General features: G+C 56.1%; 10 protein-coding genes. 6 read left to right on the forward strand and 4 right to left on the reverse strand.

Annotated features, from left to right (window positions below):
• Nucleotides 1-207: 207 nt before the first annotated feature.
• The 5 genes from ACRWA7_RS34705 (at nt 208) to ACRWA7_RS34725 (ending at nt 6843) form a co-directional block, all read left to right on the forward strand.
• Nucleotides 208-2058, forward strand: a complete 1851-nt coding sequence (locus ACRWA7_RS34705) for an SIR2 family protein (RefSeq protein WP_438397396.1) — start codon at nt 208-210, stop codon at nt 2056-2058.
• On the forward strand, nt 2058-3503 hold the full coding sequence (locus tag ACRWA7_RS34710) for an argonaute/piwi family protein (protein ID WP_438397398.1): 1446 nt from the start codon (nt 2058-2060) through the stop codon (nt 3501-3503). Before ACRWA7_RS34705 ends, ACRWA7_RS34710 begins: the two co-directional genes overlap by 1 nt.
• A gap of 61 nt (nt 3504-3564) precedes the next feature.
• Nucleotides 3565-4740, forward strand: a complete 1176-nt coding sequence (locus ACRWA7_RS34715) for a PP2C family protein-serine/threonine phosphatase (protein ID WP_438397399.1) — start codon at nt 3565-3567, stop codon at nt 4738-4740.
• A 34-nt stretch (nt 4741-4774) separates the two neighbouring features.
• Nucleotides 4775-5773: a serine/threonine-protein kinase gene (locus ACRWA7_RS34720; RefSeq protein WP_438397401.1), complete on the forward strand. Its 999-nt coding sequence runs from the start codon at nt 4775-4777 to the stop codon at nt 5771-5773.
• Nucleotides 5770-6843: a serine/threonine-protein kinase gene (locus ACRWA7_RS34725; protein WP_438397403.1), complete on the forward strand. Its 1074-nt coding sequence runs from the start codon at nt 5770-5772 to the stop codon at nt 6841-6843. Before ACRWA7_RS34720 ends, ACRWA7_RS34725 begins: the two co-directional genes overlap by 4 nt.
• Before the next feature lie 368 nt (nt 6844-7211).
• Here ACRWA7_RS34725 and ACRWA7_RS34730 read toward each other — a convergent pair whose 3' ends face one another.
• The gene (locus tag ACRWA7_RS34730; protein WP_438397405.1) at nt 7212-8054 is read right to left on the reverse strand and encodes a tetratricopeptide repeat protein; all 843 of its coding nucleotides are present in this window, start codon (nt 8052-8054) and stop codon (nt 7212-7214) included.
• Nucleotides 8051-8980, reverse strand: coding sequence for a Ku protein (locus ACRWA7_RS34735; protein WP_438397407.1), 930 nt, complete (start codon nt 8978-8980; stop codon nt 8051-8053). Before ACRWA7_RS34735 ends, ACRWA7_RS34730 begins: the two co-directional genes overlap by 4 nt.
• A gap of 200 nt (nt 8981-9180) precedes the next feature.
• On the opposite strand from ACRWA7_RS34735, the gene ligD reads away from it, so the two are divergent.
• Complete coding sequence (ligD, locus tag ACRWA7_RS34740) at nt 9181-11148, forward strand: DNA ligase D (RefSeq protein ID WP_438397409.1); 1968 nt, start codon at nt 9181-9183, stop codon at nt 11146-11148.
• Nucleotides 11149-11187: 39 nt separating this feature from the next.
• On the opposite strand, the gene ACRWA7_RS34745 is transcribed toward ligD, so the two are convergent.
• Nucleotides 11188-11529 carry a hypothetical protein gene (locus ACRWA7_RS34745; RefSeq protein WP_438397410.1) on the reverse strand — a complete coding sequence of 114 codons (342 nt, stop codon included), beginning with the start codon at nt 11527-11529 and terminating at the stop codon, nt 11188-11190.
• Nucleotides 11530-11541: 12 nt separating this feature from the next.
• Nucleotides 11542-11823 (reverse strand): hypothetical protein, encoded by a 282-nt coding sequence (locus ACRWA7_RS34750; protein ID WP_438397412.1) that lies wholly within the window; start codon nt 11821-11823, stop codon nt 11542-11544.
• Nucleotides 11824-11924 lie beyond the last annotated feature (101 nt).

Raw genomic sequence — 11924 nt, forward strand, 5'->3', positions numbered from 1 at the left:
TTCACGCACCGTCTGTACCGATTTTCGTTCTACTGCGCGGTGATGGCGTGCCCTGCGCACTCTCACAGGTGGCTTTTCGTTACAATTGATTTGCTAGGCTTGCTGGTGGCCATTTCCTTACTCATGGGAATCGTTTCGGTCCACGAGATTGCACGCTTGGCTCTGGTATAAAAACGCCTACAACAAGAAGAGCAAACGGGGGAGGCTATGACCATTGAGACGGTATCGGGGCCGCAGTTCGCAAGGATGTTTTGCCTGCGTCCGATTCAATATGCATGGTTTTTGGGAGCAGGTGCGTCGGCCGCCGCGGGCATTCCCACTGGCTTCGCGATGATCATTGATTTCAAGAAGCGGCTCTTTTGCGAGCTGTCTGGAACCAAGCTTAAGGACGTCGACGCAGACGATCCGCTCTGGATCGGTCGTATCAACGCGTTTCTCGCCTCGCGTTCGGTGCTGCCGCCACCGAACGACCCTGCCGAATATGCAGCCGCTTTCGAGGCTATCTATCGGACGCCGGAAGACCGCCGAAAGTACATTGGGTTGGCAGTGGAAAAGGGAACGCCGTCTTATGCGCATCGAGTATTAGCGTCCCTTATTACTACCCGCCGAGCGGCGTGCGTGTTTTCGACCAATTTCGATACGTTGGTCGAGACGGCCGCGACGCTGACTGACCAGTTCGTTCCGCCGATTGAGCGGGCCAACCTCGCGGTCGCAGGCATTGACAACGCTGAGCGCGCAATGCTCGCGCTGGCCGAGGGCAGGCCCCTGCTGGCAAAAATACACGGCGACTATCAATCGGTGCACTTAAAGAACACCACAGAGGAGTTGCAGCATCAGGACAAGCTGATGCGCAACGTACTCACTGGCGCCTGTGCGCGTTACGGTTTGATCGTGATCGGTTACAGCGGGCGCGATGCATCGGTTATGGCGGCGCTAACAGATGCATTGTCGCAGCCAAGTGCTTATCCGGGTGGGATCCACTGGGTCACGCGCTCTGCGGCAGGACTATTGCCCGGCGTGCAAACTTTCCTAGAAGCGGCGGACGCCGCGGGCGTTCGCACGACCATCGTTGAATGCCAAACATTCGACGAGCTGGCGGCCGATGTTTTGGACGGCTTGGATATGCAGCCCAAATTAGACACACATATCGGGGATTTCAAAGCCCCCGGCGTGTTGCAACCGATGCGTCTACCTACTGGGGATCACAGCGCGTTCCCAGTGCTGCAATGCTCGGCGATTCCCGTCCTTTCGATGCCGACCTCGGCTCGCAGGGTGAGCACGGACAAACCGCTAACCACCGCTGAAGCGCGCCAGATGGTGCGGGACGCTGGAGTGTGGGCCATCGTGGCCAGCACCGGACAAGACATTGCTGCATTCGGCGAGGACGAAGCCCTTCTCCGATCGTTCGAGGCAGTGGGCGGGCGGATCGCCGGCAGTGTCATCTTGTCTCCCAATGAAGACAGTTGGGCGATGGGTCTGCTGTACGACGCAGTTACGCGCGCGGTGTGCCGCCACCGACCGATCAAGGCAAGGATGCGCCGCCATGGTCATGCCGTGATGGCACGCAGCGATTCAAATAAAGAGAGCGACGAGGCCCGGACGGTACGCATGTCGAAGCAAGAGAGACTGCGGCAAGCCTATTCCGGCGCGTTGTATGGCAAAACTCCGCATGGTTACACCTTCCACGAAGGGATTCAGCTTCGGCTGGAAGAGGCGGCGGACCGTTGGTGGTTGACGTTCGAGCCTACAACGTTCGTGGATTTGCCATACGTCGAGCAGGCGGATGACGGGCCCGACGCGGACGGCAACATCGAACACAAACGTCGAGTTGATCCAACCATCGACTGGCGCCGTGAAAGGTGGGCAAAGCGCTACAACGACACATGGGCCGCGATCATCAATGCTTGGGCCAACATGTTGGCCGGTAACGGCGACGGCGTCTTGCGAGCCACGGGGGTGACGGAAGAGCAGGGTGTTGATGCTGTCTTCCAGGTATCCCCCGTGACTGCTTGGAGCCGTCCGAGCCATGACCATGCCTACTTTCATCGGGGTCATTGATGGACTACAAGTCGTCTAAAGCGCCACCGTTTATCTTGCTCGACGAGCCGGAATTGACGTTCAATAGTGACGACATCGCGCTGGATACAAACCCTTTGCGTGGACTCCTGCGGTTCGGGGCATACAACGCTTCCACGTTTGCCGGCTACACGCCGGCGTTGCGCGTGGCGATCGTCGCGCCAGCTTCGGGCTGGCGGAAATTAGGCGAGCTGGTTGAGACAATTAGAGCAAGCCATGAGGCGAGGGATCGCATCAACTACGTTCCGAGCTACCCCGGATTCGAGCAGATCTTTAAAGTGCCGATTGTCGCCGCGCCGAAGGACGTCCACATCAAGTGGCCGGACAATCTTATGGCGCTGGGTCGGGGTGGGGCACCTCACGAACGGCTACTCTGCGCGATGACAGATGCTATGGCCCGCCTGGATGCATTTCACGATCAGTTCGACGTAGCGATGGTGCATCTGCCGGACCAGTGGGCGCTAGCGTTCAATGCCGCCGGCTTCGACGCGCATGACGCGCTTAAAGCCTTGGGCGCCCGATACGCGATTCCAACGCAGGTGGTCAACGATCGGGTATTCAAGTTCAACCTCAAGGCATCGTTAGCGTGGCGGCTGTCGATCGCACTCTTCGTCAAGGCGGGCGGGGTGCCGTGGAAGTTGGCACCGCTGCTCGGTGTGCCGGAGGGAACCGCGTACATTGGACTTGCCTACGCTTTGCGTGGCGACCCAAAGGCAGCCCGATTTGTGACTTGTTGTTCGCAGGTGTTCGATGCTGATGGTGGCGGCATGCAGTTCGTTGCGTTCGAGGCCCGAGATTCAATCGCGAACTCTCAGGAAGCCAGACATAACCCTTTTCTCAGCCGCGCCGACATGCGAGCGGTGATGGCCCGCAGTCTGAAACTGTACCTCACGCGCAACGGGGGCCGTTTACCGCGTCGGCTGGTGATCCACAAGACCACGTCATTCAAGCAGGAGGAACTCCGAGGCGTTTTCGATGCATTGGGCACGGTGCCTGAGGTTGAGTGCATCGAGATCGGCAGTAGCGCAACGTGGCGGGGGGTTTGGCTCAAGGAAAGTCGAAAGACTGGGGTGAAGAGTGAACCTGACCGAGCACCGGTTCCGCGCGGCACTGTATTAGTCAGGACCGGCAACTCAGCGTTAGTTTGGGCATCGGGAAATGCACCAGTTGCGGGGTTGGGAGGGAAGCTTTTATATCAGGGGGGCAAAAGCATTCCACGGCCGATAAACCTAATCCGCCACGCCGGCAATGGACCGCTGGAGATTGCAGCCCTCGAGACCATAGCGCTCACAAAAATGGACTGGAACAACGACGCTTTGTATGACCCGGTTCCGGTGACGATCCGCTATTCGCAGAAGCTTGCTCGTACAATCGCCAACGTACCCGAATTGCCCGGCAACACTTACCCCTATCGCCTGTTTATGTGACGTCAGCTATATTCGGACTCGCCAATGTAAAGCAGGTTGTCGTTTCGCTGTGGAAAACGAAATGAACCTAGTGAAACTAGTGGAAAGCTGGCGGGCATCTCCTGAACAGAATAATCTCCTACCGAGACTGGCAGACACTCTCAAAATGTTGAAAGAAACGCTTATACATTGGTTCTCTCGCTCGACGCTCGACCGAGCGACGAACGTGAACGCTCTGCTGCCATTTGCGTTGGCTACAGATGTAGGGGCGACGAGAGAAGAGAATCAAGACCGAATCGCCGCTATACGAGTTTTTCCGACATCGCAACTCATCGATCCCTTCATCACTATTGCTGTAGCCGATGGCATGGGAGGTATGCGAGACGGGGCTGCGTGTGCTAGTAACGCGCTTGCGGTGTTCTTTTCCAATATGGCAAGCAGCGAAGTTGCTGATCCCGTGGAACGTATAGAGCTCGCAGCGCGCGAAGCTAATACGGCAGTTTTTGACTTATATGGTGGACACGGCGGGGCAACTCTCTCGGCTGTCTGTATCGGGCTGACCGGCAATTCTGTACTAGCGAATGTTGGCGACAGTCGTATCTACAGCACTTCCGGGGACGATAAGCCTACGGTGCAACGACTTACTGTAGATGATTCTCTCGCCGAAGCCGTCGGCGGGCACGGTCGTGAACTATTGCAATTTGTCGGCATGGGCGAGGGCTTAAAAACGCACATCTCGACAATCAATCAAGATACGGAACGAGTTTTGATTACTTCGGATGGGGTACATTACGTCAATCACGAAGCGCTTTGTGAAATTTTTCGAAATGCGCCAGACATCTACAGAACCGTAGAGAGGTTGCTTGCTCTTTCCCGCTGGTGTGGGAGCCCAGACAATGCTTCCTTGGCGGCAATTGATCTCAAGCGCCTGCGCGACGAATTCGGAAGCTCTGCTGATGCAGGCATTACTGTTTGGGACCCATTCAGTTCGACGGAATTCTTTACACTAAAAGCTACAGAGCGACGTGCTCAGCCCGACCTGCTTTCGAAAGTTGGTGCGGCCCCGACCGCGACTATTACAGATGCTGCAGATAAGCATACGCAACCTGAACCATTACCAAAGAAGCCTAGAAAGCGAGGACCAAAAAGCAAAGCTGACAAGAAAGCAAAAGACAATAATGGGCCACAACTCGTAATTCAAATTGATAGTGAACAAGAATCAACAGCTTCGGAGAAAAGCGGTGAAGATTCCGAGTAGATATGAGTTGTCCGGGGGTAGCGGCGGCGGAGGCATGGGCGATATCTTTTTCTGTATCGACAAGCACCTACAGCGTGACGTCGTATTCAAGTTGCTGAAGGACGGCGAAGAAGAGCGCAGACTACTCGATGAACAGAGAGCTCTGATCAGGTTACGTTCTAAGCACGTTGTCCAGCTGTTTGATGTGGTGACAGTCAATGACGGTCGCAATAAAACCGCATTAGTCTTGGAGTTTATTAACGGCGACGACTTGAAAGTGGGGGGATCTATTCCAGGTGACGCGTATCTGCGAATTCTCTGGCAGATCGCGTGTGGGCTGGCTGACATCCACGCGGCAAACGTCATTCATAGAGATATAAAGCCGGGTAACATACGCGTCGACGGAAGTGGTGTTGTCAAGATCCTTGATTTTGGATTAGCGCGACGTGCTGGCGATGACGCACAAACGCTAAACATAATAGGCACGGTTGGATATATGGCACCGGAGCTCTGGGACGGCGCGACTATCAGCTTCGATGCTTCCATCGACGTGTACGCCTTTGGCGTAACGGCTCTCGCGCTTCTAGGTGCAAAGCCACCCAAGGAAATCCTAGAACGGCCGCCGAAACCCGTCGCTGCCAACGCACTGGCGTACTTGGCCGGGGACGTGCCCTCTGCTCTTTCAACAATGTTGGAACAATGCTTGAGCTACGTAGCTACGCAACGACCATCAATGCGAGCGATCGAAGAAACGCTTCGTCAACATTTATTAAAAGATAAGCACCGCGCTTTGGTGGTGATGGGTGGTGTAACTCACGAGCTCCATGCTACAAAACGAACCATGAAATTGACGTATGGAGTAATAGGCGTCGTTCAGATTGGATACAACGGCTTCCGATTTTCGGTACTTGCATTCGATGGGGTTGTATCGATTAACAACCAACCAGTATCAGTCGGACACGTACTACCGGACTGTTGTGTTATCACTTTTGGCGCAGGTGCGGCAAGAGCCTTCGTTACGTTCGATGTGTCAAATCCAGAGGTAATGTCGTGATCGATTCAGGGAAGTTGATTGGTGAACGATATACCGTCGCTGAGCATGTTGGGAGCGGCGGTATGCAGGATGTCTACCGAGCTCGCGACGGGCTTTTGAATATTGATGTCGCGTTGAAAACCCCGCAGGTAGGGCAAGCAGTCAAGCGATTCGCCAACAGCGCTGTAATAGCCGCACGGGTGAACCATCACAACGTGGCAAAGACACTTGATTATTTCGTCGACGACGTAGCATATCTGGTTGAGGAGTTTGTTGAGGGCGAGTCCCTAGAGCAAAAACTCACGCATTTTGGAGTGCTCGATCCGCACTTGGGCGCTCGTTTACTTCATCATCTCGCAAAAGGAGTCGCAGCTTCGCATCGAGCCGGTGTCATCCATCGCGACTTGAAGCCAAGCAATATCATGGCGTCAGCTGGCGTCAATCTTCAGAATTTAAAAATCACCGATTTCGGTATTGCCACATTGACGGAAGAGGTCTTCGATGAAGCAGCGAAAGCTGGCGACCTGACCCGCTCGACCTCTGGAACGGTCAGAGGCGCTCTCCCGTTTATGGCTCCTGAGATGATGTTCCGAAAACCCGGTGAGTCTCCAGGCCCCGAGATCGACATCTGGTCAGTCGGCGCGATGATGTTCAGATTGCTAACTGGGGAGTATCCATTTGGTGTCTACCTTGATGCTGCGGTGAATGTGAAGAATCGCGACCGAAAGCCGTGGCCTGCTTTTATGACTTCGAATATTCAGTTTGCTCCGTTGGCGAGAGAACTTCAGGCTATTGTTGACCAATGCTTATCTTACGAGGCTTCTGATCGGCCGACGGCCGATAACATCGTCAGCCAGTGTCAAAACCTTTGCTATTTGGCGGTAAATCGAGAGGTCGGAAGAGTGGAAAAGTTTATTCAGAACGGCAGCAGCGGATTCATCGATGGCGACAGCGATACCGTCTTTTTTAGCATAGAAAGCGTGTACGGTACCTCACGGCCTAATCTCGGAGACAACCAGGTTGTATGTTATTCCAGTTTTCCCGGAGCACCACGGAGGCGCGCGCATCCCATACTGGTGCTCAAGGCCTAATCACATGCCTCGATATTTTGGCACGCAAATCGTGCGGCGCGCTGGGTAAACGTTGCCACCCTGACGACTTGTATTCGCGCGTACGCTTTACTGGGGCGTTGCATCAATTCCTACATTTGATTGTTTCATTGTGGGCGGCTCCAGTATATCTGCAAGGTGCAGAACCGCTCAGCGTTCCATTCCTTCGTTCATGCTCAGGGTTGCGATTCGCTGCTTGAGTGATTAGGGATTAGGGTTGCATGGCGTCTGCCTGTGGCAGATGCTTTGCGTTGCCATCGCCACAGACTCCTTCTTAACGACTAGCGCCGCGGCGAACCCCCTTGTGCTGAAAATTGCGGTCAACGATTGCCTGCTTTCCCAGCAGCGAGTCACCCACCAAGTCTGCGATAAGCATTTAGGTGTCTTACGAGACCCCGCTTGTCCCCGCGTATCTCGCTCAGGCGCGCAAGATTAAAATGTGCGTCGGCGTGCGTGTCGTCCAGCGCAAGGCTTTTCTCATATGCAGTTGTCGCAGCGTCATACCGTTTTAGCTCCTCAAGTACAACGGCGCGATTGAAATGAAGCAGTGCGTCGCTGGGGAAATTTTGCAAAGCTTCATCGAATACGGACAGCGCGTCCTCGCAACGAGTCTCGGCTTCGCACAGCAAGACACCCAGGTTGATATAGGCGAGGTAGTGCGGTTCCGGAGACAGTGCCAATGCTTTGCGATATGCCTGCTCAGCGCCGAGAACGTCGGTGCTTGTCAGTTGTTCCGCAAGCGCTACCCACTCGTCAGCCTGCTGTGCCCGGCTCTTTAAAGTTCGCGGCGTTGTGTCGAGAAACGCTACGTCGCCTTTGACAGGTGCGACCTCGAAATCTAGAAGATGTTGTCCCGATGTCGCATCCCATTGATCGTCGCCGGTTTTGACAGCGACAGCGTCACCGACCGCAGTAATACGAATCCCCGACAACGGGAGCTCGGCTGGCAACTCTGCCTTCAATTTGCCAAGCGCGCGCAAAATTTTCCGCGATGGAATCTTCGATGATTGCAGCTGAAAAGCCGTGCGCAACAGCACTACGTCCTGAAACGTAAATCGGAGTTCGTTGCGTTTGCCGCGCGTGGGCTGAACGAAGCCGGCGTCGATCAATCCGGACAACACGCGTCTCGAGACGCCAAGGATCGATTGCAGGCTGCGTAGCGTGTAGTCATGACCGGCATTGCGTTTAATCACTTGCGAGCCCGCACCTTTGCTGGAGTCGCTTCTTCGAGCTTGGGTGCTGCCCGCTTGACCGGCCGGCGAGGTTTAGCTGCCAACGATTCCACTTCGGCAGGAAGCGCTCTGCGTGCAGTGGATGGTTTCGCCGGTGGAGTTTTCTTGGATTTGTTCGCAGTGAGACTCGCGCGAAGCGCTTCCATGAGGTCGATCACCTGTCCACCCGACTGTCCTGCAGGCGCCTCGGGCGACACAATCTGTTTGCCGGCAATCTTTTGATCGATGGCCTCGAGGATCCGCTTTTTCTCCTCGTCCTCGTAGGCGGTCGGGTCGTACGCGTCTTCTGAGACCTGATCGATAATTTGCAGCGCGAGCTGCAGCTCTTTGTCCGTGACCGCCTCATCTTCGATATGCAAATCGCTCAGTGCGCGCACTTCGTCGGCAAACAGCAGCTGCTGAAAAACCATACCGTCTTCAGCGGGGCGGACTTGCACCACTCGGGTTTTCCCCTTATACGACCATTTGGCGAGCGCACACCGCCCGCTTTCACGCATGGCTTGTCGCAGGAGGCTGTACGGTTTACCGCCGCGTTTGTCCGGGGCAATGAAATACGCCTTGTCGTAAAAAAGCGGGTCGACTGATTTTTCGGGAACGAAGGAGACAATTTCCACCACGTGAGTGGCGCCTTCCTCGAGCGCCTTCAGCTCTTCGGGCGCGAAGACCACGAAGTTGCCTTTTTCAAACTCGTAGCCTTTTTTCATGTCCGCACGAGCGACAACCTCGCCGGTCGCCTCGGAAATGTATTGCTGCTTGACTCTGCCGCCTTCCGGCGTCAGGAGGTTAAAGCCGACCCCGGAGGCGCTCTCGGTTGCCGAATACAGCCTGACCGGGATGGAAACCAGGCCGAAAGAAAGCGTCAACGAAGCAATCGAGCGCGCTGCCATGGTTTTTTCTCCTGGTCGCCGGCGTCAGGGCGCGCGGCTGCGGCGTACGAAGGACGGGCGAGCGGCCGAGCCCGTTGGCTGTTTAGTTTCGATTTTCTTGATTATTAGCCGCAACCTGAGAGCATGCAATATGCCCGGCACTGGTCCTGCGCCCTGACGGGCACGGACTGTGCACTTCCCCTGGACCGAGGAGAGCCGCCATGCCACGACGATGGAGCACGACGCAAAAGCGCGAACGCCCGGTCGCAAACGATCCGCCTGGCGCGATGCCTTCGATGATTGAACCGGAGCTCGCGACACTGGCGAGTCGTCCGCCGGCATCCGGTGACTGGTCCTACGAAATTAAGTACGACGGATATCGGATGTTAATTCGCATCGAAGGCGGTTCCGTCAAACTCTTCACCCGGAACGGACACGACTGGACCGATCGGATGCCGAAGCTACGGGCGGCAGTCGAATCGTTACCTGTTGAAAACGCGTGGCTCGACGGAGAGGCGGTGGTTTTGAACGCGAGCGGAATGCCCGACTTCAGTGCGCTGCAAAACGCGTTCGACCGCAGAAGCACAGCAAAAATCGTCATCTTCCTCTTCGACATCCTTTGGCTTAATGGGGAAGATGTTCGCAGCGAGCCTTTGCGCGCAAGGCGCCAGTTACTCCACGACCTGCTCGATGAGGTTCACGATCCGCTTATCCGATACTCCGCGGACTTCGCTGAGGATCCGCAGTCGCTGGTCGCCTCCGCCTGCAAAATGAACCTTGAAGGAATCATCGGCAAGCGCGGCGATGCGCCGTATCGCTCTGGACGCTCAACGAACTGGGTCAAACTCAAATGCAATCTTCGCCAGGAGTTTGTGATCGCTGGCATCTCGCGCAACAAAGGCGCGAAATCCGGGGTCCGCTCGCTTTTGCTGGGTGTCTATGACGCCAGTGGTGTGCTTCATTACGCGGGCAACGTCGCGCCTTCAGTCAAAGCATCACGCAACGACGCAATCTCCAAGCGTATCGAGCCGTTAAAGCAGAAGAAGGCAGCATTTTCCGTTGCTCCCGAGCCCGACCAAGACCGTGACTATATATGGTTGAAGCCTGAGCTCGTTTGCGAGGTATCGTTTCTGGAATGGACCCCAAGCGGCGAGATCCGGCACGCGGCTTTCTATGCAATGCGCGAGGACAAACCTGCTTGCGCTGTCGTGAAAGAGCAGGGCGCGGTGATACCCGGCGAAGAAGCTCCCGACGACGTGAGATCGTCTCGAGAGCGGGCGGGGCCGAGAGGAGCCGTCTTCATCGCAGAGATCAAAGTAACGAACCCCGCCCGAGTTGTCGACGGCACGTCCGGCAAAACAAAGGTCGAGCTTGCTCGATACTACGACGACATCTCAGAGTGGGCGCTACCCTATCTTCACAACCGGCCACTCACATTGGTACGGGCGCCCGACGGCATCAATGGCGAGCTGTTCTTCCAAAAACATTCCGAGCGCGTGCGCATACCGGGAGTCGAAGAACTTCCAGTTGAGCTTCATCCTCGCCATCCGCCGCTGCTCGTTGCAAACAATGCGGAATCGCTTGTGGGACTTGCTCAAATGAGCGTCGTCGAGCTGCATTCTTGGAACGCCGTCGCGCCAGACTTAATCCATCCGGATCGCGTCATCTTCGATCTGGATCCTGACCCGTCGCTGCCCTGGTCGGCGATGCTCGACGCGGCCTCGCTCACCAAGCTCGTGCTTGACGAGATCGGACTCAAGTCGTTCGCCAAGACGAGCGGCGGCAAAGGGTTTCATATTGTCGTTCCGCTCACACGTAAGCAGAGCTGGGCGGAAGTTAAGGGGTTCTCGCAAGCGCTTGCGCAACACATGGCGAAGGTCTTGCCCGATCACTTCTCAGCAGTCTTGGGGCCGCGAAACCGGGTTGGCAAAATCTTCATCGACTATCTGCGAAACAGCCGCGGCGCAAGTACCGTTGCGCCGTTCTCTGTTCGCGCGCGGCCCGGTCTGGCGGTGTCGATGCCCATTGCCTGGGACGAGTTAAAAGACGTCACTGGTGGCGATCAATGGTCGATCAGTTCGGCACTTGCCCGGCAACGCTCGCTCAACAGCGATCCGTGGGAAGGCTATTGGCGAACCCGTCAGGGCGTCACGGTAGCGATGCGCCGCGCCATTGGCATGCAGCGTTGATGTGTTTGGTCACACTCTTCGGTAAGCAGTTGCGTACGGTTACGAGCGCTGCGCGATCGCGTTCGCGCAGATTGCCAAGACGCGCTGAACCATGGTGCTTGATAGGTTCAACGCCATATCGCCCGTGAATAACGCTTGAACGTGCGCCTGCCGGATCACGACCTTGGCTTTAAACAGGTCGCGTCTCGCGAGTCGCAACGCGAGCTGCCCCAGGTTGACTCGCTCAAGCCACGGCATCTTTACAGCATTTCGTCGGAGCCAGAGCCGGCAACTCTCAACCACGTGGTCGACCCGCCATTCACTGGTCAAGCTATGCGACGCTGCAGCGGTCACGACCAGGAAGCACAACAATTCGGCGCGCCGTTCATTCTTTACAAACATGCAACTCCTCGTCTAGCGTTTCTGTTGGCCTTGCATCGGTTGGGTCATGCGCTGACTGCACCTGATCGCGGTGCCAATGCAACTTCCGTCACACCCGTGGCAATAGTGACGATCGCGCACGTCCTCGGACGCCCTCCACACGTTGTAGTGGTCGCTTGGCGGCGTTCCGACCGTGCGCCCATTTTCGCGCGCGTAAAACGTCGGCTCGCCGCTCTTCCCGCGAGACACCGCTTCGTCCACCGAGTCGCCAAAGGCCGCTCGCAGCTCCGCGACGAAGGCCGCCATCTCCGGCATTGGATGCTTTCGTCGAGCAAGCACATCCACAACAGCCTCCGCAATCGACTAAAAAGGGGCAATTCAGCGTTTCAAAACCCGTTATAGAATACTGTACATCC

Origin of the sequence: Caballeronia sp. DA-9, from assembly GCF_051615025.1 — a bacterium.
Classification (GTDB): Bacteria; Pseudomonadota; Gammaproteobacteria; order Burkholderiales; family Burkholderiaceae; genus Caballeronia; species Caballeronia sordidicola.